This is a genomic window from Klebsiella sp. 141153, assembly GCF_032601995.1.
In the GTDB taxonomy this organism is placed as follows: domain Bacteria; phylum Pseudomonadota; class Gammaproteobacteria; order Enterobacterales; family Enterobacteriaceae; genus Klebsiella; species Klebsiella aerogenes.
Window position 1 is genome coordinate 88,753 of the sequence record NZ_JAQIRJ010000013.1, and the last position, 24,870, is coordinate 113,622.

Sequence of the window (24,870 nt, forward strand, 5' to 3'; positions counted from 1 at the left end):
AATTTACAGACAGACGTCAACCCAGTCGGCTTCTGTCAGTTGTGCCATGCGCTCAGGCGAAATTCGTACCGCGCTATGAATGGCACCTGCTGCCGGTAGAACTTCGGCATACTGCTTGAGTGAAACATCACAATAGACCGGCAGAGGGTTTTCCAGGCCAAACGGACAGACGCCGCCGACGGGGTGGCCGGTTAGCGTAACAACTTCATCACTGCTGAGCATCCGCGCTTTTGCGCCGAAGGCGTCTTTCAGCTTCTTGTTATCAAGGCGAGCATCGCCTTTAGCGACGATCAATATAACCCGATCTTTTACCTTTAAAGATAAAGTCTTAGCGATTTGCCCCGGCTCGACACGATGCGCGGCGGCGGCAAGCGCAACGGTCGCCGTACTTTGATTCAACTCGATGATTTCAATATCGGGGGCATGTTCAGCAAAAAACTGCCTCACGGACTGCAGACTCATGGGGTTCTCCTGGTAGTTATCCGCTTAAATCTGTCACAAGGCCGGAAATCTGTAAATATTGTCGATGGATAATCAGGAATTATTCCGATTTCTGGATCTTCTTCACAATCGCCGCAACCGGTTACTGTAACCGGTTGCAGGATCGCGCTCGTCGATGAATACTGACAGGGTAACTCCCTGTTCCAAAGATAACTAACAGCCGCGCATGAGATGTTCCTGCTGACAATATGGCGACCTGACATCCCGGTCAGCCACAGTCCGTAGGCAGTTAATTTCAGCATAGCGGCAAGATTACCGTTGTTGGGCCTGTTTCGATAGCCTGTCAGGAGGGCTGCTATGTCTGCAAACCATGCTGCGTTTAATCTGATATTTCGCTTTGTAGAGAACTATATAAGTCCCGTTGCCGGGCGCATTTCTTCGCAGCGCCACGTCATGGCTATTCGTGACGGATTTATCTCGGCCATGCCGTTTATGATCGTAGGTTCCTTTCTCTTAGTCTTCGCTTATCCGCCTTTTTCACCGGATACCACCTGGGGCTTCGCCCGTGCCTGGTTGGATTTAGCCAAAGAGTTCGAAGGACGCATTCTGACGCCTTTTGATATGACCATGGGCATCATGTCCATTTATATCTGCGCGGCAATTTCCTACAATCTGGGCAAACATTATGAAAAGGCGCACCAGCTCGATCCTTTCATGTGCGCCATGCTGTCGATCATGGCGTTCCTGCTGATCGCTGCGCCAAAAACCAATGGTAATCTGCCGGTTGATAGTTTGGGAGGCACCGGGATCTTTACCGCGATCCTGGTGGCGATTTACTGTGTAGAGATGATGCGTTTCTTAAAGGCGCACAACATCGGGATCCGTCTGCCGGATCAGGTGCCGCCGATGATCAAAAACTCATTTGATCTGTTGATCCCAGTTCTGGTGGTGGTACTGACGCTTTATCCGCTGAGCTTGTTTATCCAACATCATTTCGACATGCTGATCCCGCAGGCAATCATGGCTATCTTTAAGCCATTGGTCTCTGCCGCAGATTCATTACCGGCTATTTTACTGGCTGTTTTGATTGGCCACCTGCTATGGTTTGCCGGGATTCACGGGGCGGCGATAGTCTCCGGTATGCTGCAGATGTTCTGGCTCACTAATCTGGGGATGAACCAGCAAGCACTGGCGCAGGGCGCACCGCTGCCGCATATTTTTATGGAAGCGTTCTGGACGTTCTTTATTGTCGTTGGCGGTTCCGGCGCCACGATGGGGCTGGTGTTCTGTTATTTGCGCAGTCGTTCTGCGCATTTGCGCTCGATCGGTCGTTTAAGCGTGGTGCCAAGCCTGTTTAACATTAACGAACCGGTTATCTTCGGCACGCCCATCGTCATGAACCCGGTATTCTTTATTCCGTTCCTGTTGGCGCCGATGGTTAACGCAGTCATTGCCTGGGCGGCCATGAAGTTAGATCTGATCGGCCGTGTTATCTCCGTTGTGCCGTGGACGGCGCCGGCGCCGATTGGCGGCGCATGGGCTTTGGGATGGGATTTCCGTGCGGCGATCCTGGTCGTTATTCTCGCTTGCGTGTCGGCTATCATCTACTTCCCGTTTTTTAAGGTGTACGAAAAGCAGCTGCTGGCGCAGGAAGCTGAAGAGGCGCAGCGCGCGGCGCAGGAGAACGAGCAGACCGCGTAAAATAACAACGGGCGGCATATTGCCGCCCGTCAGATGATTACTTTAACGTGCAGTCGCCGCATTGCTGAACGTCCGGCAGGCGATAACGCTGACAGCAAGTTCGGCGTACCAGTAGACCTTCACGCAAGACCACCGTTCGCCACAGCGGGTTATCCTCGCCACTGGTCTGCTGCTTTGCAAAAAAACAGTGTTGACGTAACGCGTTCACCCGCTCGTCGCCAAGCAGATTTTTCATTTCACCGAGATACCAGTTAATCAGATAGCCGGTATTGCTCCAGATAAGCTTACCGTTAATGTCGCCGGTCGCTTCCAGCGCTTCCACCACCGGTTTCAGCGCTTTATTGACCAACATATCCATACGCGCTTGTGCGGAAAGCGTCAACGCATCATGGTTGGCATGCACGTCAATCCAGAAGCAGGCCGCGCGCCCGCTTTCATGGAATTCAACGCGGAAATGCTCCGGTTCAAGGCTAATAGCCTGTTCTTCAGTGAGTAACGCCAGCATCAGCGGCGGTACCAGCAGGCCGATATACCACTGCGCCCACAGTGAAAGCAGGGGTTTTTGTTCGCGCGGCTGGCTGGGTTGGTGACGGTAAATATGGTCGGAATAGGTGGCCAGCAGCGAAGTAAGGGTAGTAGGTTGCGACCATTGCGCGAGGGTTAGAGCACGCGGCGGCGCTTCTTCATCCAGACGCAGGAAATCCAGCAGATGCGGGCGTACCGCCGCGATCTTTTCCCGTACCGCATTCGCCAATGCATGCTCGACGGGCGCAAGCGGCGCACGCCAGATGATTTCATCGCTGAAGGAGAAGGTACGGTAAGCCATCAGATTTCCAGATACAAATCTAAATGATAATGATTGCTGATACTAGTTGTTCGTTGCAGGGAGCGCAAGCGATTTGTCAGCGCCGCATATCCCTCGCGGCGGGCTGGAGGGGTTAGTTGGCGAGAATGATATTACGCCCCTGGTTTTTGGCTTCATATAGCGCGCTATCGGCGCGTTTTATCGCACTGTCGATATCGCCATTCACCAACGGAGTCATACCGATACTGATGGTGACATTGGTGGCGACGCTTTCATTAAAACGGTGTGCGATTTTTAAATCGTAAACCCGCTGGCGAATACGCTCTGCTGTCTGGAATGCGGTTTCCGCCGTGCTACTGGTCAGTACCACCATAAACTCTTCACCGCCAAAGCGAGCAACGATATCGCGTGAGCGCACGGAATTACGAATCGCCGCCGATACCTGAATTAGCGCCTGGTCGCCCATCATATGGCCATAGTTATCGTTGTAGGCTTTGAAGTGATCAATATCCAACAGCAGGATGAAATGTTCGCGCGAATCCACTGTCAGGATGTTATCCAGCCGGTTTTGCAGGCCACGACGGTTATACAGGCCGGTCAATGGATCAAGCATACTGAGATCGTTCAGGGTGTTACGCTCTTGCAGCAGTTTATCCATTAGCCCTTGGGTAAAATTATCGCTGCGCTTTTGCATAATGTTCTGCAACGTAATTCCGGCAACCGGCAGGACAAAGCAGTAAAACATCCGCATCCATTGTTCTCCGCCAGCCAGCGCCAGACACACAATAAAAGTGGGTAGGGAATGTAGAGTAAAGGCAATGATATTGTTAGAAAAAGCGATAGTTCCAATAAACAGAATGCTTAATAAGGCGATAACCAGGAAGTTAAAATGCGGTGGCGGTAACAATGAGGCTTTTATTACGATGTGCCAGGCCCATAGCATGCCAAATAACAGAGAAATAACAGGAATATTTATTTTCTGTTGTGGGAATTTCCAATTCCATAACAAGAGGCCCAGGCTGGCCGCGCATATCAGCGCACACGGTAGCGTGACGGTGACAATGGTAAACAGCGGGCTGAGCAGCGACAGAGCGGCAGAAACACAATTAAGTAATAAAAAAAGTCGTAAGGAATACTGATATTTTTGCTCGTAATGAGCCCGCCAGGTTTGTGCAGTCATATTGGTACTATCATTATTAGTAGTTAAGTTTCAAGATGATGGCTGCCAAAGGGGAAAAATATAAAACAACACGTAATATAAGGCTATCAGCGCAAATGATCAGACAATTTAATATATAGATTTAATTTGCTTAATTTATCATCTCAGTGAATGTATGTCATTACTCCTGAGTGCAAGAGTAATAAAAGTTAAACGGCTCGGCATGACAAATGATAAAAATTATCATATGACATTGGTTATCATTATCGTTGTGAGAGGCGAAACCATGTTGCAGCGAGCTTTAGGGAGTGGTTGGGGAATTCTGCTGCCGGGCGTACTGGTGATGGCGTTAGGCATAATTGGCCTGCCGGTAGAAGCCTGGCGCGTGATGATTGCTCTGGGATTACTACTATCGGCGGCAATGATCTGGCACCGTCAGTTGCGTCATTTCGTACTGTTGCCGTCAAGCGTAGCGCTGATCGGTGGAATGATGCTGATAATGTTGAATTTGAAGCTGATGGGATAAAACACAGAAGGGTAAGAATATTGGTGCGAGGGGGGGGACTTGAACCCCCACGTCCGTAAGGACACTAACACCTGAAGCTAGCGCGTCTACCAATTCCGCCACCTTCGCACAGTATTCTTAATCTGATATCGCCTCGTTGGTGCGAGGGGGGGGACTTGAACCCCCACGTCCGTAAGAACACTAACACCTGAAGCTAGCGCGTCTACCAATTCCGCCACCTTCGCACAGTGCGAGCGATATCAACGTGGATTATGGTGCGAGGGGGGGGGACTTGAACCCCCACGTCCGTAAGGACACTAACACCTGAAGCTAGCGCGTCTACCAATTCCGCCACCTTCGCATACCATCGACACTATAAAAGTATCGTTACCACGGAGGCGCATTCTAGTGGTTTTCGGCGACACGTCAATAGTTAATTATGCAGGTTTTCTCGATTGCTGCAAAAATGGGCTATTCAGAGCGTAGGGAAGTACCGGCGGCACGTCGAGCATGCCGCCGATGAGAAACGAAGATTATTTCTTCGCCTGGCGAGTCATCACCGTGCGGTAAACTTTGAAACGGCCGGTTTGGGCGATCACTTCATGAAAACCAAACGTCTCATCCAGCACCTGCGGATAGGGCAGGAAGGCGTTGGCGACGATACGCAGTTCGCCGCCGCTGTTCAGATGGCGGACCGCGCCGCGGATCAGCGCCTGCGCCGCTTCAAGGCTGGTTTGCAGGCCGTCGTGGAATGGCGGATTTGAGATGATCATGTCAAAACGGCCGTTGACCTCAGAGAAGACGTTGCTGGCAAAAACCTCGCCTTCAAAACCATTCGCGGCAAGCGTCGCGCGGCTGGCGTCGACCGCCGGAGCGCTGACGTCGCATAGCGTCAGGCGTACCTTCGGCGAATGGCTGGCCAGTACCGCGGCCAGCACCCCAGCGCCGCAGCCGACATCGAGCACTTTGCCTTTGGTATGCGGTTGCAGAGTCGACAGCAGCAGTTGGCTGCCAACATCAAGGCCGTCACGGCTGAACACGCCCGGCAGCGTTTTAATGGTCAGGTTATCGAGCGCGTACTCGTTCCAGTACTGTTCGGCGTTGAAGGAGGGCTGTTTTTCCAGACGGCCGTGGTAGAGACCGCAGCGGCGGGCGCTATCCACTTTATTCAGCGGCGCGTATTCGGCGAGCATCTGCTCGGCGCTACGCACGCCGCTACGGTTTTCGCCGATCACGAAAATATCGATCCCCACCGGCAGCAGAGAGAGCAGGTTCATCAGCTGGAACTGCGCTTCCGGCTTGTTCTTCGGCCAGTAGTAGATCAGGGTGTCGCAATCGGCGACGTCGGCGGCCTCGGCGACTAAGCTAAAACGAACGTTATCGCCCATCTGGCGATTGAGGACCTGCCAGTGGTGGAATTGTTGGGTATGAGCGCGGCTGGCCGCGGTATCCAGACGTGCAGGCAGGTCATCCTGCAGGTCACCGGCAAACAGAACGCGGGCGGACTCGAAATCATCACTGTGGCGCAGCAAGACTTCACTTGCCGGGGTAAAAGCTGACATGAAACACTCCTTCAATAAGACTGGCGCCGATTATAGTAGTTTGTTGGCGCAGATACGACGGATTTGCTATATTGCGCGCTTGTTTAACAGGAGTGTTTCGCTATGACTTCCCGACGAGACTGGCAATTACAGCAACTGGGGATTACCCAGTGGTCGCTGCGTCGCCCGGGGGCGTTGCAGGGCGAAATCGCTATCTCGCTTCCTGAACATATTCGTCTGGTGATGGTGGCGGAAACCCCGCCGTCGCTGACTGAACCGCTAATTAGCGATATTCTGCGCGCGCTCTCGATTAATGCCGATCAGGTGCTGCAACTTACGCCGGACCGGGTAGCTATGCTGCCGCAAAATAGCCGCTGCAACAGCTGGCGACTGGGCTGCGAGACGCCGCTGTCGCTGGCGGGCGCCCAGGTCTCGACGCCCGTTTTTGATGAACTTCAGAGCAGCGTGCCGGCTCGCATCGCGCTCTGGCAACAAATCTGCGCACATGAACACGATTTCTACCCTCAGCACGGCTGATTTATCCAAAGCCTGGCAAATCGAAAAACGCGCCCACGCTTTTCCGTGGAGCGAACAAACCTTTGCCAGCAATCAGGGTGAACGTTATCTGAATTACCAACTAGCAGTTGATGGGGAAATGGCGGCCTTTGCCATCACCCAAATTGTCCTTGATGAAGCGACGCTTTTTAACATCGCCGTCGACCCCGCATACCAGCGCCGCGGCCTGGGACGGGAACTGCTGGAACATGTTATTGATGAAGTCGAAAAACTCGGCGTCGTTACGCTGTGGCTGGAGGTGCGGGCATCGAATGTCGCCGCCATCGCGCTCTACGAAAGCTTAGGCTTTAACGAGGCGACTATCCGCCGCAATTACTACCCTACGGCCGATGGGCGTGAGGACGCAATTATCATGGCTCTGCCAATCAGTATGTAAGACAAGGTGAAACGATGAAATGGGACTGGATTTTCTTTGATGCCGATGAAACGTTGTTTACGTTTGACTCTTTCAGCGGCTTACAGCGGATGTTTCTCGACTATAGCGTGACATTTACCGCCGAAGATTTTCAGGACTATCAGGCCGTTAATAAGCCGCTGTGGGTGGATTATCAAAACGGCGCCATCACCTCGCTACAATTACAGCATCAGCGTTTTGATAGCTGGGCGGAACGTTTGAACGTCCCCCCGGGCGAACTGAACGACGCTTTCATGAATGCGATGGCCGAAATCTGCGCGCCGCTGCCGGGCGCCGTATCGCTGCTGGATGCGCTGCAGGGCAAGGTAAAAATGGGCATCATCACCAACGGTTTTACCTCGTTGCAGCAGACTCGTCTGGAGCGTACCGGCCTACGCGATCACTTTGATTTGCTGATTATTTCTGAGGAAGTCGGCGTCGCGAAGCCGGATGCGCGTATCTTCGATTATGCGCTGGCGCAGGCGGGTAATCCGTCGCGCGACAGGGTATTGATGGTCGGCGATACCGCCGAGTCGGATATCCGCGGCGGCGTCAACGCCGGGCTTGCCACCTGTTGGCTGAATGCGCACCAGCAAACGCTGCCGGCAGACCTGCAGCCCGACTGGACGGTGACCTCTTTAAGCGAACTGGAGCAACTCCTGTGTAAACACTAATTGCCTCCCCCCCATTGATGGGTAAAATAGCCGCAATTTTTCGTATTCCACATGCGCGGCCCATTGCCGCGTTTACTTAGAAGATTGAATTATGACGTTGTCTCCTTATCTGCAAGAGGTGGCCAAACGCCGCACTTTTGCCATTATTTCTCACCCGGATGCCGGTAAGACCACCATCACTGAAAAAGTGCTGCTGTTCGGACAGGCGATTCAGACCGCTGGTACCGTGAAGGGCCGTGGTTCCAGCCAGCATGCAAAATCCGACTGGATGGAAATGGAAAAGCAGCGTGGGATCTCGATTACCACCTCGGTGATGCAGTTCCCGTATCATGACTGCCTGGTTAACCTGCTGGATACCCCGGGGCACGAAGACTTCTCCGAGGATACCTACCGTACCCTGACGGCGGTTGACTGCTGTCTGATGGTTATCGATGCGGCGAAAGGCGTCGAAGATCGTACCCGCAAGCTGATGGAAGTTACTCGTCTGCGCGATACGCCGATCCTCACCTTTATGAACAAACTCGACCGTGATATCCGCGATCCGATGGAATTGCTGGATGAAGTCGAAAATGAGCTGAAAATCGGCTGCGCGCCGATTACCTGGCCTATCGGCTGCGGCAAGCTGTTTAAAGGGGTTTATCATCTTTATAAAGATGAAACTTACCTCTATCAGACCGGTAAAGGGCACACCATTCAGGAAGTGCGCGTGGTTAAGGGGCTGAATAACCCTGAACTCGATGCCGCGGTGGGCGACGATCTGGCGCAGCAGCTGCGCGATGAACTGGAACTGGTACAGGGCGCATCGAACGAGTTCGATAAGGATCTGTTCCTGGCGGGCGAAATTACTCCAGTGTTCTTCGGGACCGCATTAGGCAACTTCGGCGTGGATCATATGCTGGATGGCCTGGTGGAGTGGGCGCCGGCGCCGATGCCGCGTAACACTGATACCCGTGAAGTGACGGCCGCAGAAGAGAAATTCACCGGCTTCGTGTTTAAGATTCAGGCCAACATGGACCCGAAACACCGCGATCGCGTGGCGTTCATGCGCGTGGTTTCCGGCAAATACGAGAAAGGCATGAAGCTGCGTCAGGTGCGTATCGGCAAAGACGTGGTGATTTCCGACGCGCTGACCTTTATGGCGGGCGACCGTTCGCACGTTGAAGAAGCCTACCCGGGCGATATTATCGGCCTGCATAACCACGGCACCATTCAGATTGGCGACACCTTTACCCAGGGCGAAATGATGAAGTTCACCGGTATTCCGAACTTCGCGCCGGAACTGTTCCGTCGTATTCGCCTGAAAGATCCGCTGAAGCAGAAACAGCTGCTGAAAGGGCTGGTTCAGCTCTCTGAAGAGGGCGCGGTACAGGTCTTCCGTCCTATTGCTAATAACGATCTGATCGTCGGCGCCGTCGGCGTGCTGCAGTTCGATGTGGTAGTTGCGCGTCTGAAAAGCGAATATAACGTTGAAGCGATTTACGAATCCGTCAACGTGGCCACCGCGCGCTGGGTTGAATCAACTGACGTGAAGAAATTCGAAGAGTTCAAGCGTAAGAACGAAGTTCAGCTGGCGCTGGATGGCGGCGATAATCTGACCTATATCGCCCCGACGATGGTTAACCTGAACCTGACGCAAGAGCGTTATCCTGATGTGGTGTTCCGCAAAACGCGCGAGCACTAATATCTCTCTGGAGCGCGGCGATGCTGCGCTCCAGCCCGTTTTGTCCGCCTTCATCCTTACCATAGAAAGTTCTTAAATCTGCGCAAATCGTAGCTTTTTTATTCAAACCCTCCGCCGCATCTCCGCTCATCTACTATATTTATTAAGCACTTTTCAGAAACCTGGCTGAATAAATAGCCATTTGTTTTACCAAAGCAGACATCGTGAGGGCATACCAATGACCAGACTAAAGAGCGCCAGGCTATTGCTGCCTCTCTTCTTAGGCTCAGCGTTGATAAGCGCCTCGACCTATGCGGAAACCACCGCAACCGATAGCGCGAAGGCTGCCGCGACCAGCGCCGGAGAAAGCGTCGATAAATCGATCAACAAGGTTGGCGATTTTATGGATGACAGCACGATCACCGCCCGTGTTAAAGCGGCGCTGATTGATGACAAAAGTATCCGTAGCACCGATATCTCGGTGAAAACGGAAAACAAAGTCGTGACCTTAAGCGGGACCGTGGAGAGCGCTGAGCAAAAATCACAGGCCGTCAGCGCGGCGAAAGGCGTCGAAGGAGTGAGTTCGGTAAGCGATAAGCTGACCGTGGCGGGGGAAAAATCAGCCAGCCTGAAGGGCTATGCTGGCGACACCGCAATCACCAGCGAAGTCAAAGCCAAACTGCTGGCGGACGATATCGTTCCGTCGCGTAAGGTTACGGTGGAGACCAGCAACGGGGTAGTTCATCTCTCCGGGACGCTGGAATCCAGCAAGCAGGTCGATCGCGCGGCAGACATTGCCAAAGCGGTAACCGGTGTTAAGAGCGTGAAGAACGATCTTAAAGTGCAGTAAGGGTATTCATTAAAAGATATTCGCCAGCGGCGAGACCGCTGAGCGAGTTGTACGCAGGGTTGATGTATGCGCGGCCTGAGCGCGCAGAAAAGCGACCGTTAATCATATGGTAAGGAGAACAGTATGTTTAGATGGGGCATTATTTTTCTGATCATCGCGTTGATTGCCGCCGCATTGGGCTTTGGTGGTCTGGCGGGTACCGCGGCGTGGGCGGCTAAAATCGTCTTTGTTGTCGGTATTATCATTTTCCTGGTCAGCCTGTTTACCGGTCGAAAACGACCCTAGAGGCGATGTGCCGAAAGGCGTGAATCAATAACCGCGCAGTGATGACATAACGTCTTACATAAAGCCAGTCAATGTGACTGGCTTTTGCGGTTTCAGGGGACGACAATTTGCGTTACTTTAATGACAGAAAATAAACAAACAGGAAAGCAGGGTGGGGCAGCGCATTCCCGTGACGTTGGGCAATATTGCCCCGTTAGCGGTAAAACCCTTCCGTCCAGGCAAACTTGCTCTGGTGTGCGAAGGCGGTGGTCAGCGAGGTATTTTCACAGCCGGGGTTCTGGACGAATTCATGCGCGCCGGATTTAACCCTTTCGACCTGATGCTTGGCACTTCCGCTGGCGCGCAAAACATCTCCGCTTATATCTGTAATCAGCAGGGCTACGCCCGCAAAGTCATTACGCGTTATACCACCTCAAGGCAGTTTTTCGACCCGATGCGCTTTGTTCGCGGCGGCAATCTTATCGATCTCGATTGGCTGGTCGATTCCACTTCGCAACAAATGCCGCTGGCGATGAACTATGCCGAGGAGCAGTTTGCGCTGGGTAAAGAGCTGTGGATGTGCGCCTGCCGCGGTGACGACTACACGGCAAACTATTTTTCCCCCACCCGCCAGACCTGGCTCGACCTGATCCGCGCCTCCAGCGCCATTCCCGGTTTTTACCGTAGCGGTGTCCTGCTGGATGGCGTGAATTATCTCGATGGCGGCGTCAGCGATGCGATCCCTGTGCAGGAGGCGGCGCGCCGCGGCGCGCAGACTATCGTGGTGATCCGTACCGTCCCTTCGCAGATGTTCTACACCCCGCAGTGGTTTAAACGAATGGAACGCTGGCTGGGAGAAAGCAGCCTGCAGCCTTTTGTGAACCTGGTACAGCACCACGAAACCACCTATCGCGCGACGCAGCAGTTTATTGAAAAACCGCCGGGTAAACTGCGGATATTCGAAATTTATCCGCAGCGGCCGCTGCGCAGTATGGCGCTTGGCAGCCGTCTGCCGGCGCTGCTGGAAGATTATAAAACCGGGCGCCAGTGCGGCCGCTACTTCCTTGCCACGGTAGGGAAACTGCTGACCGAGCAACCGCCGCTGTTACGCCATGCGCCGCGTGTGGCAAGGCCGACGCCGGTGGTGGTGCCGCCGCTGCCGGTGGCTAACGAAACGCCGCAACAGGCGATTATCACCGCGCCGCAGGCTAATGACCCCAGCTTTAATAACGAGGATCTGGCGTGACGTTACGCTTTATTGATACCCACTGTCACTTCGATTTTCCCCCGTTTACAGAGGATGAACCCGCAAGTATCGCGAGGGCGGCGCAGGCCGGCGTTGGGCATATTATCGTGCCGTCGATATCCGCCGCGCGCTTTGCTCGCGTGCTGGCGCTGGCGGAGCAACACGAGCCGCTGTATGCCGCGCTAGGGATGCATCCTATTGTTATCGAACAGCATGATGACCGCGGATTAGCGCAACTGGAAAGCTATCTTGCACAGCGTCATCCGAAACTCGTGGCCGTCGGAGAGATTGGCCTCGATCTCTACCGCGACGATCCGCAATTCGATCGCCAGCAGGCGCTGCTGGAAGCGCAGCTGCGGCTGGCGAAGCGTTACGATTTGCCGGTGATCCTGCATTCGCGGCGCACCCACGATAAGCTGGCGATGTTGCTAAAAAAACATAACCTGCCGCGCGCTGGGGTGGTGCATGGTTTTGCCGGCAGCCTGCAGCAGGCGGAACGTTTTGTACAGCTGGGCTATAAGATTGGCGTCGGCGGCACCATTACCTATCCCCGCGCTAGCAAAACTCGTGATGTCATGGCGCGTCTGCCGCTTTCTTCGCTGTTGCTGGAAACCGATGCTCCGGATATGCCGCTCAATGGTTTTCAGGGGCAGCCGAACCGCCCGGAACAGGCGGCCCGCGTCTTTGACGCGCTCTGTGAACTGCGCGCGGAACCGGCGCAGGAAATTGAAGCGGCGCTACTGGCGAATACCAAAAGCCTCTTTACCGCGCTAACCCTCTAACGCCCCACATTCTGGACAAAATCGTCCCGGTTTTGACGGATTGTGACAATCCCATCATTTTTGGTAAATATAAAATCTATTAAATTTCAATACGAAAGTGTTTTTATGTCCCGGTATTGCACAATTTGTGCGCCACGACGTCGAGATAATACGTTTCGTTATGTTAGAATAATAACATCATCATGAGCTTCGATTTGCCAATTATGCTTAAACAGGACCTCACGGTGAGGATCGAAGTAAATGGTAGGTAATTGTGATTTGGGTCACGTTACAGTAATGCAAATTAGTAACTAGTTTTCATTAACTGTGATGAATGTCGAAGTGTAATGGCGAGCGGATGTTACAATAGTAACAGGCTCGCATGGTGAACAAACTATTGAACCGGCAACACGCCGTCGGAGTATGAAATGACTGATTTAAAAGCAAGCAGCCTGCGCGCGTTGAAACTGATGGATCTGACCACCCTGAATGATGACGACACCAATGAGAAGGTGATCGCGCTGTGCCATCAGGCAAAAACCCCGGTGGGCAATACCGCTGCAGTCTGCATTTACCCGCGTTTTATCCCGATTGCCCGTAAGACGCTGAATGAGCAAGGAACACCGGACATCCGTATCGCGACGGTGACCAACTTCCCGCATGGTAACGACGATATCGATATCGCGCTGGCGGAAACCCGCGCGGCAATCGCCTATGGCGCGGATGAAGTGGATGTGGTTTTCCCGTACCGCGCGCTGATCTCTGGTAACGAGCAGGTGGGTTTTGATCTGGTGAAAGCCTGTAAAGACGCCTGTGCGGCGGCGAATGTGCTGCTGAAAGTGATCATCGAAACCGGCGAGCTGAAAGAAGAGGCGCTGATTCGTAAGGCATCTGAAATCTCTATTAAAGCGGGCGCGGATTTCATCAAAACTTCTACCGGTAAAGTGCCGGTGAATGCGACGCCGGAAAGCGCGCGCATCATGATGGAAGTCATCCGCGATATGGGCGTTGAGAAAACCGTTGGCTTCAAACCTGCCGGCGGCGTGCGCAGCGCGGAAGACGCGCAGCAGTTCCTGGCGATTGCCGATGAACTGTTCGGCGCCGACTGGGCTGATTCCCGTCACTACCGTTTTGGCGCATCAAGCCTGTTGGCTAGCCTGCTGAAAGCCCTGGGTCACGGCGACGGTAAGAGCGCCAGCAGCTACTAATCCCTTGATATGCCGGATGATTATGCGCTTATCCGGCCTACGAATTGATGCCTGTAGGCCGGATGAGGCGTTCGCGTCGCCATCCGGCAATTGATACCATTTGGGAGGTTACCGTGTTTCTCGCACAAGAAATTATTCGTAAAAAACGTGATGGTCATGCATTAAGCGATGAAGAAATTCGCTTTTTCATCAACGGCATCCGCGATAATACTATCTCTGAAGGACAGATCGCCGCGCTGGCGATGACCATCTTCTTCCATGATATGTCTATGCCGGAACGTGTCTCGCTGACCATGGCGATGCGGGATTCAGGGACCGTTCTCGACTGGAAAAGCCTTAACCTCAACGGCCCGATCGTTGATAAACACTCGACCGGCGGCGTGGGTGACGTTACCTCGCTGATGCTGGGGCCAATGGTTGCCGCCTGCGGCGGTTACGTACCGATGATCTCCGGGCGCGGCCTCGGCCATACCGGCGGTACGCTTGATAAACTGGAAGCGATCCCGGGCTTCGATATCTTCCCGGACGACGCGCGATTCCGCGAAATTATTAAAGATGTCGGCGTGGCGATCATCGGGCAGACCAGCTCGCTCGCGCCGGCTGACAAACGTTTCTATGCCACCCGCGATATTACCGCGACGGTGGATTCCATCCCGCTGATTACCGCATCGATCCTGGCCAAGAAACTGGCGGAAGGTCTGGATGCGCTGGTGATGGACGTTAAAGTCGGCAGCGGCGCCTTTATGCCGACTTATGAGCTTTCAGAAGCGCTTGCCGAAGCGATCGTTGGCGTCTCCAACGGCGCCGGCGTGCGCACGACCGCACTGTTAACCGATATGAACCAGGTGCTGGCCTCCAGCGCAGGTAACGCCGTTGAAGTTCGCGAAGCGGTACAGTTCCTGACCGGGGAATACCGTAACCCGCGTCTGTACGACGTCACCATGGCGCTGTGCGTGGAAATGTTGATTTCCGGCAAGCTGGCGGCGGATGACGCCGAGGCGCGCGCGAAATTGCAGGCGGTGCTGGATAACGGTAAAGCGGCGGAAGTCTTTGGCCGCATGGTGGCGGCGCAGAAAGGGCCGAACGACTTTGTCGAAAACTATGCGAAATACCTGCCGACGGCAATGCTGAGCAAAGCGGTCTATGCTGAAGGCGCCGGATTTGTCTCTGATATGGATACCCGCGCGCTGGGGATGGCGGTGGTGTCGATGGGCGGCGGTCGTCGTCAGGCATCCGATACCATTGACTACAGCGTTGGTTTTACTGATATGGCGCGCCTTGGCGATAAAGTCGATGGCGAACGTCCGCTGGCGGTGATTCATGCGAAAGATGAATCCAGCTGGCAGGAGGCGGCCAAAGCCGTGAAAGCGGCAATTAAACTGGACGCTCAAGCCCCAGAAATTACACCGACGGTCTATCGCCGAATCACCAAGTAGCGATATACTGATCTGATCGCTTTTTTGCAGCGCATGATGTATGGAGAACAAGATGAAACGTGCATTTATTATGGTGCTGGACTCCTTTGGGATTGGCGCAACGGAAGACGCTGACCGCTTTGGCGATGTGGGCGCCGATACCATGGGCCACATTGCGGAAGCCTGCGCCAAAGGTGAAGCTGACAATGGTCGTAAAGGCCCGTTGAATTTACCTAACCTGACCCGCCTGGGCCTGGTGAAAGCGCATGAAGGTTCTACCGGTAAAATTGCCGCCGGTATGGACGGTAATGCTGAAGTCGTTGGCGCTTACGCCTGGGCGCATGAACTCTCTTCCGGTAAAGATACGCCGTCTGGCCACTGGGAAATCGCCGGCGTGCCGGTGTTGTTTGACTGGGGCTACTTCAGCGATCATGAAAACAGCTTCCCGCAGGAACTGCTGGATAAACTGGTTAAGCGCGCGAACCTGCCGGGCTACCTCGGCAACTGCCACTCTTCCGGTACCGTGATTCTGGACCAGCTGGGTGAAGAACATATGAAAACCGGGAAACCGATTTTCTATACCTCTGCTGACTCGGTATTCCAGATCGCCTGTCACGAAGAGACTTTCGGCCTCGACAAGCTGTATGAGCTGTGCGAAATCGCCCGTGAAGAACTGACCGAAGGCGGCTATAACATTGGCCGCGTGATTGCGCGTCCGTTTGTCGGCGACAAAGCCGGTAACTTCCAGCGTACCGGTAACCGTCACGACCTGGCGGTCGAGCCGCCGGCGCCGACCGTGCTGCAGAAGCTGGTCGACGAGAAAAACGGCCACGTGGTTTCCGTGGGTAAAATCGCCGACATTTACGCCAACTGCGGTATCACTAAGAAAGTGAAAGCCACCGGGCTGGACGCGCTGTTCGACGCGACCATCAAAGAGATGAAGGAAGCGGGCGACGAGACTATCGTCTTCACTAACTTCGTCGACTTTGACTCCTCCTGGGGTCACCGTCGTGACGTCGCGGGCTACGCGGCGGGTCTGGAACTGTTTGACCGCCGTCTGCCGGAGCTGATGGAGCTGGTTGGGGAGGACGACATTCTGATCCTCACCGCCGACCACGGCTGCGACCCGACCTGGACCGGTACCGACCACACCCGCGAGCACATTCCGGTGCTGGTATATGGCCCGAAAGTGAAACCAGGTTCGTTAGGCCACCGCGAAACCTTCGCCGATATCGGCCAGACCCTGGCGACATACTTTGGTACGTCGCCAATGGCGTACGGTAAAAACATGCTGTAATACCCGTTGTCTTTCGCGCTGTAGATGCGTTGACTTCATTCGCTCACCCCGGTCACATAGTTAATCTATGCTCCGGGGATTCACGAATTCGTCGCCTTCCTACACCGCGAAATCTTTAGGGTATTTGAATACGTTTTGTAGGCCTGATAAGGCGTAGCCGCCATCAGGCACGAACAATTTATATAAGGATAAAACGATGGCTACCCCACACATTAACGCAGAAATGGGCGATTTCGCTGACGTAGTTTTGATGCCGGGCGACCCGCTGCGCGCGAAGCACATTGCCGAAACTTTCCTTGAAGACGTGCGTGAAGTCAACAACGTGCGCGGCATGTTGGGCTTCACCGGTACCTACAAAGGCCGCAAAATCTCCGTGATGGGCCACGGTATGGGTATCCCATCCTGCTCTATCTACACCAAAGAGCTGATCACCGATTTCGGCGTGAAAAAAATCATCCGCGTTGGATCCTGCGGCGCGGTACGTGAAGATGTCAAACTGCGTGATGTGGTTATCGGCATGGGCGCGTGCACCGACTCTAAAGTCAACCGTCTGCGTTTCAAAGACCATGATTTCGCGGCGATTGCCGATTTCGGCATGGTGCGTAACGCGGTAGACGCGGCGAAAGCGCTGGGCGTTGACGCGCGCGTCGGCAACATCTTCTCTGCTGACCTGTTCTATACGCCGGACCCGTCTATGTTCGACGTGATGGAAAAATACGGCATTCTGGGCGTGGAAATGGAAGCGGCCGGCATCTATGGCGTCGCGGCGGAGTTCGGCGCGAAAGCGCTGACCATCTGCACCGTTTCCGATCATATTCGTACCCACGAGCAGACCACTGCCGCTGAACGTCAGACGACCTTCAACGATATGATCAAAATCGCGCTGGAATCCGTACTGCTGGGCGATAAAGAGTAAGGCCTGTTGTGCCGGGTGGCGGCTTCGCCTGACCCGGCCTACGGTTTCCCAGGCCCGCTAAGCGCAGCGGGCTTTTTTATTAGCGCACCGCGCCGGCCATCCACGCCGACAGTTCTTTCAGTTCCGCTTCCTGCTCAGGGTAATCTCTAATCAACGCCTCACACTGCTGCTGCAGGACCTCCGCCCGATACTGACAGCCGACTAAGCGTGCCGCCAGCGCCTCCAGCGGCGCCGGATTCAGGCTATCGGTAAAAGCCTGGGCGCGGGTGATATGGCCTTTTTCCACGTCAAAATGCAGCTCGACGCCGCCCCAGCGAAAGCGCTCATCCAACAGGTGGGAGAAAGCGGGCGCCTGACCGAAGTTCCACTCCCAGCTGCTCTGGCGAGCGAAGGTCTCGGCAAAATTCGGCAGATCCGGCGTATTGTCCGGCGATATGACTTCCGCCTCTACCCGCTCGCCGTAATGGCTGAAGAATGCTTCCTGAATGGCTTCGCAAATTTGCTGATGGGTGATACCCGGCAGCAGCTCAACCAGGTTCGCTACGCGCCCGCGCACTGAGGTAATGCCTTTGGCCTGCAGCTTTTTCTTGTCCGGATTGAGGTAGTTAGCGAGACGGCTTAGGTCGGCGTTCAGTAGCAGGGTGCCGTGATGAAAACCGCGGTCCATCGTTTCGCGATAGGCGGACCCGGAAACTTTGCGGTCGCCGTTGTCGGTTTTGACCACCAGATCGTTGCGCCCGGAGGCTTCAGCCGTTACGCCGAGCGAATTCAACGCCGCCAGCACGATAGCGGTGGAGACGGTTTTGTCGTATTCCGGTTTACCCGCCATAAAGGTAAAGCAGGTGTTGCCGAGGTCGTGGAATACCGCGCCGCCGCCGCTGCTGCGTCGGGCCAGCCGCACGTTATCTTCTTCCATGCGCCGGGTATTGCACTCCTTCCACGGATTCTGCGCGCGACCAATAACCACGGTATCGGCGTTGCGCCACAGAAACAGCACCCGTTGGGTGGCCGGCATCTGGCGGAAAATACACTCTTCGACCGCGAGGTTAAACCAGGGGTCGTAGGAGTCGGAGAGCAGCAGGCGGAGCGTCGGCATAGGATATCCTTGTCTGGTTAATCTTTATCTTCGTCCTGGACGGGCTTATTCGCGGTGAGCAGGAAGGGCGATTGCTGCCAGCGGGTACGTTTGCCCTGCAGCAACGTGCGGGTCAGCACCACGCCGATGGCCAGCGACAACAGCAGCATCAGGCGTAAGATATTGGTGGTATTATCCACCTGTTTCGCCTCGGTCGCCAACGTGTGGGTATCCAGCGTCAGGCGCAGATAGCCGACCGGGCCGTTTTTGCCGAGGATCGGCTCGACGATTTGCTGGTTAAAGTAGCCGCCGGCTTTTTTGCCATCCAGCGCCAGGCGGTCGCGCACATCAACGCTTTCGCCGGAGCGAGCCACCAAATCGCCTTGTTCATCATATACCCCGGCATCGAGCACCCGACTTTTATCCGTCAGCTGTTCCAGCAAGCGGGTAATGCGCTTTTCGTCGGGCGTTTCGCTGCGCATCAGTGGCGCCAGGTTCAGCGTAACCTGCTGCGCCAGCGTCCGCGCCAGCTCTTCCAGCTGCGGATTACGCTGCTTTTGGCTATTCTGACTGAACCACGAGGCGCCCTGCATCAGCGCGACGAGAAGCGCGAGACAGATCAGAACAATGACGGCGCGATGCAGTCGGAATTTCAGTTTTGCTCGTACCATATTCCACCTTTGAAAATTTGCAGCTTAATGTTGCCAGAAGCGCTGGTTACAAGGTAGCCTCATGCGTTATTTTCCTCGCCTGAATGAAGAGATGTGGAGCCGTAATGCCTAACAGTTTGACCTGGTGCGACCTGCCCGAAGATGTTTCCTTGTGGCCTGGGTTGCCGCTTTCCCTGAGCGGCGACGAGGTCATGCCGCTGGATTATCACGCCGGGCGCAGCGGCTGGCTGCTGTATGGTCGCGGTCTCGATAAACGTCGGCTGACGGCGTGGCAGCGCGAACTCGGCGCGGCGCTGGTTATCGTCTCTTCCTGGGTCGTGGAAGACTATCAGGTGATTCGCCTGGCGGGCTCGCTGACGCAGCGCGCCACACGCCTGGCCCATGAAGCCGGGCTGGACGTCGCGCCGCTGGGCAAAATCCCGCATCTGCGCACGCCGGGCCTGTTGGTGATGGATATGGACTCCACGGCGATTCAGATCGAATGTATCGATGAAATTGCTAAGCTTGCCGGCACCGGCGAGCTGGTTTCGGAAGTGACCGAACGCGCGATGCGCGGCGAGCTCGACTTCACCGCCAGCCTGCGCCAGCGCGTCGCCACCCTGAAAGACGCCGACGCGAACATCCTGCTGCAGGTGCGGGAAGCGCTGCCGCTGATGCCGGGGCTGACGCAACTGGTGCTGAAGCTGGAAACGCTGGGCTGGAAGGTAGCCATCGCCTCCGGCGGCTTTACCTTCTTTGCCGAATACCTGCGCGATAAGCTGCATCTCGACGCGGTATTCGCCAACGAGCTGGAAATCATGGACGGCAAGCTCACCGGCAACGTTATCGGCGACATTGTCGATGCCAAATATAAAGCCAATACTCTGCGTAAACTGGCGGAAAAATATGAGATTCCGCCGGCGCAAACCGTGGCGATTGGCGATGGCGCCAACGATCTGCCGATGATCAAGGCGGCAGGCCTCGGCATTGCCTATCATGCGAAACCAAAAGTCAATGAACAGGCGGAAGTCACCATCCGCCACGCTGACCTGATGGGGGTATTCTGTATTCTCTCCGGCAGCATGAATCAAAAGTAAGAGGTTAACGTGGCGAAAGCTCCAAAACGCGCATTTGTCTGTAATGAATGTGGTGCGGATTATCCGCGCTGGCAGGGGCAGTGCAGCGCCTGCCATGCCTGGAATACCATCACCGAGATGCGCATCGCCGCCTCGCCGCAGGTGGCGAGAAACGAGCGTCTGTCAGGCTACGCCGGTAATGCCGGCGTGTCGAAGGTACAGAAGCTATCGGAGATAAGCCTGGAGGCGCTGCCGCGTTTCTCCACCGGATTTAAAGAGTTCGACCGCGTGCTCGGCGGCGGCGTGGTACCGGGTAGCGCCATTCTAATCGGCGGCAACCCCGGCGCCGGGAAATCGACGCTGCTGCTGCAAACGCTCTGCAAGCTGGCGGAAGGAATGAAAACGCTGTACGTCACCGGGGAAGAATCCCTGCAGCAGGTCGCGATGCGCGCGCATCGTCTCGGGCTGCCGACGGCGAATCTGAATATGCTCTCGGAGACCAGCATCGAGCAAATCTGCCAGATCGCCGATGAAGAAAAGCCTCAGCTGATGGTCATCGACTCCATCCAGGTGATGCATATGGCTGATGTCCAGTCGTCGCCGGGGAGCGTGGCCCAGGTACGCGAAACCGCGGCCTATCTGACGCGCTTTGCCAAAACTCGCGGCGTGGCGATTGTGATGGTCGGCCATGTCACCAAAGATGGCTCGCTGGCCGGTCCGAAAGTACTGGAACACTGTATTGACTGCTCGGTGCTGCTGGACGGCGATGCGGATTCCCGTTTCCGCACGTTGCGCAGCCATAAAAACCGCTTTGGCGCGGTCAATGAACTCGGCGTCTTCGCGATGACCGAGCAGGGCCTGCGCGAAGTCAGCAACCCCTCCGCCATCTTCCTCAGCCGCGGCGATGAAGTCACCTCTGGCAGCTCGGTCATGGTGGTATGGGAAGGCACCCGTCCGCTGCTGGTTGAGATCCAGGCGCTGGTCGATCACTCGATGATGTCTAATCCGCGTCGCGTCGCGGTAGGCCTGGAGCAGAACCGTCTGGCGATCCTGCTGGCGGTGCTGCACCGTCATGGCGGCCTGCAGATGGCCGATCAGGACGTCTTCGTTAACGTGGTTGGCGGGGTCAAAGTCACTGAAACCAGCGCCGACCTGGCGCTGCTGCTGGCGATGGTTTCGAGCCTGCGCGATCGCCCGTTGCCGCAGGATCTGGTGGTCTTTGGCGAAGTCGGATTAGCCGGTGAAATTCGCCCGGTGCCAAGCGGCCAGGAACGTATTTCCGAGGCGGCGAAGCACGGGTTCCGTCGCGCCATCGTACCTGCGGCAAACGTGCCTAAAAAAGCGCCGGAAGGGATGCAAATCTTTGGCGTGAAAAAACTGGCCGATGCGCTGAGCGTTTTTGACGACTTATAATGATACCCGTCATACTTCAGGGTATGACGGGTATCAAACCCGAGTTTGCAGGAGGCACGCATAAACTATGTCGTCATTCGACTATCTGAAAAACGCCATTAAGCAAAAGGGTTGTACGCTGCAGCAGGTGGCGGAAGCCAGCGGGATGACCAAAGGTTATCTCAGTCAGCTATTAAACGCGAAAATCAAAAGCCCGAGCGCCCAGAAGCTCGAAGCCTTACACCGCTTCCTCGGCCTTGAATTCCCGCGCAAACAGAAAAGCGTCGGGGTGGTTTTTGGTAAATTTTATCCGCTGCATACCGGGCATATTTACCTGATTCAGCGCGCCTGTAGCCAGGTCGATGAGCTTCATATCATCATGGGCTATGACGACACTCGTGACCGCGAGCTGTTCGAGGAGAGCGCCATGTCGCAACAGCCGACGGTTCCCGATCGTCTGCGCTGGCTGCTGCAAACCTTTAAATATCAAAAAAACATTCGCATCCACGCCTTCAACGAAGAGGGGATGGAGCCGTACCCGCACGGCTGGGACGTCTGGAGCCGCGGGATCCGCGCCTTCATGAGCGAGAAAGGGATCGAACCTAACTGGATCTACACCTCGGAAGAGGCCGATGCGCCGCAGTATCTGGAGCATCTGGGGATCGAAACCGTGCTTATCGATCCGAAGCGAACCTTCATGAGTATCAGCGGCGGCCAGATCCGCGAAAACCCGTTCCGCTATTGGGAATATATTCCGACCGAAGTAAAACCGTTCTTTGTGCGTACGGTGGCGATCCTCGGCGGCGAGTCGAGCGGTAAATCGACGCTGGTGAATAAGCTCGCCAATATCTTCAATACCACCAGCGCCTGGGAATACGGCCGCGATTACGTCTTTTCACACCTCGGCGGCGATGAAATGGCGTTGCAGTATTCCGATTACGATAAAATCGCGCTGGGGCATGCACAGTACATTGATTTCGCGGTGAAGTATGCCAATAAGGTGGCGTTTATCGATACCGACTTCGTCAGCACTCAGGCCTTCTGCCTGAAGTACGAAGGCCGCGAGCATCCGTTCGTGCAGGCGTTAATCGATGAATACCGCTTTGATCTGGTGATCCTGCTGGAGAACAACACGCCTTGGGTGGCCGATGGGCTGCGTAGCCTCGGTAGTTCGGTAGATCGCAAAGAGTTTCAGACGTTGCTGGTGTCGCTGCTGAAAGAAAACGGCATCGAGTTCGTCCACGTGGAAGAGTCGGACTACGACGCCCGGTTCCTGCGCTGCGTTGAGCTGGTGAAGCAGCTGATGGGCGAGCAGGGGTAGAAGCTCTGCGGGCTGTAGCCCTCACCCCAACCCTCTCCCAATGGGAGAGGGAGCAAACACTAAAAAAGGCAACTTGCGTTGCCTTTTTACATTTACCTTACCCTCACCCCGGCCCTCTCCCAATGGGAGAGGGAGCAAACATTAAAAAAGGCAACTTGCGTTGCCTTTTTGTATTTTATTTTGAGATACGTTTGTACTTGATACGCTTCGGCTCCAGCGCATCGGCGCCGAGGGTGCGTTTCTTGTACTCTTCGTACTCGGTAAAGTTACCTTCGAAGAACTCAACTTTACCTTCATCCTGGTAATCCAGAATGTGGGTCGCAATACGGTCAAGGAACCAGCGGTCGTGCGAGATAACCATGGCGCAGCCCGGGAACTCCAGCAGGGCGTTTTCCAGCGCGCGCAGGGTTTCGATATCCAGGTCGTTGGTCGGTTCATCGAGCAGCAGTACGTTACCGCCGACCTGCAGCAGCTTCGCCAGGTGCAGACGACCGCGTTCACCGCCGGACAGCTCGCCAACGCGTTTGCCCTGGTCGACGCCTTTGAAGTTAAAGCGGCCAACGTAGGCGCGGCTTGGCATCTCTGTGTTGCCGATCTTCATGATATCCAGGCCGCCGGACACTTCTTCCCAAACGGTCTTGCTGTTGTCCATCGCGTCACGGAACTGATCGACAGAGGCCAGCTTAACGGTTTCACCCAGCGTGATGGTGCCGGAATCAGGCTGTTCCTGGCCGGACATCATGCGGAACAGGGTGGATTTACCCGCGCCGTTCGGACCGATGATACCAACGATAGCGCCTTTCGGTACGGAGAAGCTCAGATCGTCAATCAGTACGCGGTCGCCGTAAGATTTGCGCAGATTGCTGACTTCCAGAACTTTATCGCCCAGACGCGCTCCTGGCGGAATGAACAGTTCGTTGGTCTCGTTACGTTTCTGGTATTCGACGTTGTTAAGCTCTTCAAAGCGCGCCAGACGGGCTTTGCCCTTAGACTGACGGCCTTTCGCGCCCTGGCGAACCCACTCGAGTTCTTTCTCGATGGATTTGCGACGCGCGGCTTCCTGGGAAGCTTCTTGCGCCAGACGCTGATCTTTCTGCTCCAGCCAGGAGGAGTAGTTGCCTTCCCACGGAATACCTTCGCCGCGGTCAAGCTCGAGGATCCAGCCGGCGACGTTATCGAGGAAGTAACGGTCGTGGGTAATCGCCACTACGGTGCCTTCGAAATCGTGCAGGAAGCGCTCCAGCCAGGCGACGGACTCGGCGTCGAGGTGGTTGGTCGGTTCGTCGAGCAGCAGCATGTCTGGTTTTTCCAGCAGCAGGCGGCACAGCGCGACGCGGCGGCGTTCACCACCGGAAAGATTGGCGATTTTCGCATCCCAGTCCGGCAGGCGCAGGGCATCGGCCGCACGCTCCAGCTGCACGTTCAGGTTATGGCCGTCGTGCGCCTGGATGATCTCTTCGAACTTGCCCTGTTGCGCGGCAAGCTTATCGAAGTCGGCATCCGGCTCGGCGTATTTGGCATAAACTTCGTCCAGGCCTTTCAGCGCGTTAACCACTTCGGCGACCGCTTCTTCAACGGATTCGCGTACGGTGTGCTCCGGATTCAGCTGCGGCTCCTGCGGCAGGTAGCCGATTTTGATCCCGGGCTGCGGGCGCGCTTCACCTTCGATCTCGGTGTCGATACCGGCCATGATGCGCAGCAGGGTAGATTTACCGGCGCCGTTCAGACCGAGAACACCGATTTTCGCGCCAGGGAAGAAACTGAGGGAGATATTTTTCAAAATATGACGTTTCGGCGGAACCACTTTGCCGACACGATGCATGGTATAAACGAATTGAGCCACGTTGGACTTCGCCTCTTTCTATTCTGATAGATAGTTCAAAGGCGAAGTGTAGCCTTTTTCGCGCGGTAATCCCAGCGAGGCGACAGGATTCACAGAAGCG

At 55.2% G+C, this 24,870-nt stretch carries 24 protein-coding genes and 3 tRNA genes; 17 read left to right on the forward strand and 10 right to left on the reverse strand.

The window, feature by feature from the left end:
- Nucleotides 1-3: 3 nt before the first annotated feature.
- Nucleotides 4-462, reverse strand: coding sequence for a YbaK/EbsC family protein (locus tag PGS10_RS21630; RefSeq protein ID WP_045395524.1), 459 nt, complete (start codon nt 460-462; stop codon nt 4-6).
- A gap of 336 nt (nt 463-798) precedes the next feature.
- Between PGS10_RS21630 and PGS10_RS21635 the strand changes: the two genes are divergently transcribed.
- Nucleotides 799-2,142 (forward strand): PTS sugar transporter subunit IIC, encoded by a 1,344-nt coding sequence (locus PGS10_RS21635; protein WP_045395526.1) that lies wholly within the window; start codon nt 799-801, stop codon nt 2,140-2,142.
- A gap of 37 nt (nt 2,143-2,179) precedes the next feature.
- On the opposite strand, the gene fhuF is transcribed toward PGS10_RS21635, so the two are convergent.
- Complete coding sequence (fhuF, locus tag PGS10_RS21640; protein WP_045395528.1) at nt 2,180-2,968, reverse strand: siderophore-iron reductase FhuF; 789 nt, start codon at nt 2,966-2,968, stop codon at nt 2,180-2,182.
- A 112-nt stretch (nt 2,969-3,080) separates the two neighbouring features.
- Complete coding sequence (locus tag PGS10_RS21645; protein ID WP_316423470.1) at nt 3,081-4,127, reverse strand: GGDEF domain-containing protein; 1,047 nt, start codon at nt 4,125-4,127, stop codon at nt 3,081-3,083.
- A gap of 265 nt (nt 4,128-4,392) precedes the next feature.
- On the opposite strand from PGS10_RS21645, the gene PGS10_RS21650 reads away from it, so the two are divergent.
- On the forward strand, nt 4,393-4,632 hold the full coding sequence (locus tag PGS10_RS21650; protein WP_045395533.1) for a DUF1435 domain-containing protein: 240 nt from the start codon (nt 4,393-4,395) through the stop codon (nt 4,630-4,632).
- Between the two features lie 21 nt (nt 4,633-4,653).
- On the opposite strand, the gene PGS10_RS21655 is transcribed toward PGS10_RS21650, so the two are convergent.
- From PGS10_RS21655 to rsmC, 4 genes are all read right to left on the reverse strand, one after another.
- Nucleotides 4,654-4,740, reverse strand: a tRNA-Leu gene (locus tag PGS10_RS21655).
- A 29-nt stretch (nt 4,741-4,769) separates the two neighbouring features.
- Nucleotides 4,770-4,856 (reverse strand) — tRNA-Leu (locus PGS10_RS21660).
- 28 nt (nt 4,857-4,884) lie between these two features.
- Nucleotides 4,885-4,972 (reverse strand) — tRNA-Leu (locus tag PGS10_RS21665).
- 172 nt (nt 4,973-5,144) lie between these two features.
- On the reverse strand, nt 5,145-6,173 hold the full coding sequence (gene rsmC / locus PGS10_RS21670; protein ID WP_316423471.1) for a 16S rRNA (guanine(1207)-N(2))-methyltransferase RsmC: 1,029 nt from the start codon (nt 6,171-6,173) through the stop codon (nt 5,145-5,147).
- Nucleotides 6,174-6,275: 102 nt separating this feature from the next.
- On the opposite strand from rsmC, the gene PGS10_RS21675 reads away from it, so the two are divergent.
- From PGS10_RS21675 to deoD, 12 genes are all read left to right on the forward strand, one after another.
- Entirely contained in the window at nt 6,276-6,689 is a 414-nt protein-coding gene (locus PGS10_RS21675; protein WP_045395927.1) for a DNA polymerase III subunit psi, read from the forward strand.
- Nucleotides 6,658-7,104, forward strand: coding sequence for a ribosomal protein S18-alanine N-acetyltransferase (gene rimI, locus PGS10_RS21680; protein WP_015368389.1), 447 nt, complete (start codon nt 6,658-6,660; stop codon nt 7,102-7,104). The genes PGS10_RS21675 and rimI overlap by 32 nt, the downstream gene beginning before the upstream one ends.
- Nucleotides 7,105-7,118: 14 nt before the next feature.
- Nucleotides 7,119-7,796, forward strand: a complete 678-nt coding sequence (yjjG, locus tag PGS10_RS21685; RefSeq protein WP_045395924.1) for a pyrimidine 5'-nucleotidase — start codon at nt 7,119-7,121, stop codon at nt 7,794-7,796.
- A 91-nt stretch (nt 7,797-7,887) separates the two neighbouring features.
- Nucleotides 7,888-9,477, forward strand: coding sequence for a peptide chain release factor 3 (gene prfC / locus PGS10_RS21690; protein ID WP_045395922.1), 1,590 nt, complete (start codon nt 7,888-7,890; stop codon nt 9,475-9,477).
- Nucleotides 9,478-9,694: 217 nt separating this feature from the next.
- Complete coding sequence (osmY, locus tag PGS10_RS21695) at nt 9,695-10,306, forward strand: molecular chaperone OsmY (protein ID WP_020079668.1); 612 nt, start codon at nt 9,695-9,697, stop codon at nt 10,304-10,306.
- Nucleotides 10,307-10,429: 123 nt separating this feature from the next.
- On the forward strand, nt 10,430-10,591 hold the full coding sequence (locus PGS10_RS21700) for a DUF1328 domain-containing protein (RefSeq protein ID WP_015368384.1): 162 nt from the start codon (nt 10,430-10,432) through the stop codon (nt 10,589-10,591).
- A 151-nt stretch (nt 10,592-10,742) separates the two neighbouring features.
- Entirely contained in the window at nt 10,743-11,816 is a 1,074-nt protein-coding gene (locus PGS10_RS21705; RefSeq protein WP_047078014.1) for a patatin-like phospholipase family protein, read from the forward strand.
- Entirely contained in the window at nt 11,813-12,598 is a 786-nt protein-coding gene (locus PGS10_RS21710; protein ID WP_047078013.1) for a metal-dependent hydrolase, read from the forward strand. The genes PGS10_RS21705 and PGS10_RS21710 overlap by 4 nt, the downstream gene beginning before the upstream one ends.
- 407 nt (nt 12,599-13,005) lie before the next feature.
- Nucleotides 13,006-13,785, forward strand: a complete 780-nt coding sequence (gene deoC, locus PGS10_RS21715) for a deoxyribose-phosphate aldolase (protein ID WP_047078012.1) — start codon at nt 13,006-13,008, stop codon at nt 13,783-13,785.
- 113 nt (nt 13,786-13,898) lie between these two features.
- Complete coding sequence (gene deoA / locus PGS10_RS21720; protein ID WP_045395933.1) at nt 13,899-15,221, forward strand: thymidine phosphorylase; 1,323 nt, start codon at nt 13,899-13,901, stop codon at nt 15,219-15,221.
- A gap of 52 nt (nt 15,222-15,273) precedes the next feature.
- Entirely contained in the window at nt 15,274-16,497 is a 1,224-nt protein-coding gene (deoB, locus tag PGS10_RS21725; protein WP_045395913.1) for a phosphopentomutase, read from the forward strand.
- A gap of 196 nt (nt 16,498-16,693) precedes the next feature.
- Entirely contained in the window at nt 16,694-17,413 is a 720-nt protein-coding gene (gene deoD / locus PGS10_RS21730) for a purine-nucleoside phosphorylase (RefSeq protein ID WP_002887789.1), read from the forward strand.
- A 79-nt stretch (nt 17,414-17,492) separates the two neighbouring features.
- On the opposite strand, the gene lplA is transcribed toward deoD, so the two are convergent.
- Together lplA and PGS10_RS21740 are read right to left on the reverse strand one after the other, a co-directional pair.
- Nucleotides 17,493-18,509 carry a lipoate--protein ligase LplA gene (gene lplA / locus PGS10_RS21735; RefSeq protein WP_289578340.1) on the reverse strand — a complete coding sequence of 339 codons (1,017 nt, stop codon included), beginning with the start codon at nt 18,507-18,509 and terminating at the stop codon, nt 17,493-17,495.
- Between the two features lie 17 nt (nt 18,510-18,526).
- The gene (locus tag PGS10_RS21740; protein WP_015368377.1) at nt 18,527-19,159 is read right to left on the reverse strand and encodes a YtjB family periplasmic protein; all 633 of its coding nucleotides are present in this window, start codon (nt 19,157-19,159) and stop codon (nt 18,527-18,529) included.
- Nucleotides 19,160-19,263: 104 nt separating this feature from the next.
- Here PGS10_RS21740 and serB point away from each other — a divergent pair, with 104 nt between their 5' ends.
- The 3 genes from serB to nadR all read left to right on the forward strand — a co-directional run bounded on the left by serB (nt 19,264) and on the right by nadR (nt 22,927).
- Nucleotides 19,264-20,235: a phosphoserine phosphatase gene (gene serB / locus PGS10_RS21745; RefSeq protein ID WP_015704324.1), complete on the forward strand. Its 972-nt coding sequence runs from the start codon at nt 19,264-19,266 to the stop codon at nt 20,233-20,235.
- A 9-nt stretch (nt 20,236-20,244) separates the two neighbouring features.
- A complete protein-coding gene (gene radA, locus PGS10_RS21750; RefSeq protein WP_015368375.1) occupies nt 20,245-21,627 on the forward strand; it encodes a DNA repair protein RadA in 1,383 nt (460 codons plus the stop codon).
- Nucleotides 21,628-21,694: 67 nt separating this feature from the next.
- A complete protein-coding gene (gene nadR, locus PGS10_RS21755) occupies nt 21,695-22,927 on the forward strand; it encodes a multifunctional transcriptional regulator/nicotinamide-nucleotide adenylyltransferase/ribosylnicotinamide kinase NadR (protein ID WP_045395907.1) in 1,233 nt (410 codons plus the stop codon).
- 175 nt (nt 22,928-23,102) lie between these two features.
- Here the strand turns inward: nadR and ettA are convergent, their stop codons facing one another.
- Entirely contained in the window at nt 23,103-24,770 is a 1,668-nt protein-coding gene (gene ettA / locus PGS10_RS21760) for an energy-dependent translational throttle protein EttA (RefSeq protein ID WP_023291900.1), read from the reverse strand.
- Between the last annotated feature and the right edge of the window lie 100 nt (nt 24,771-24,870).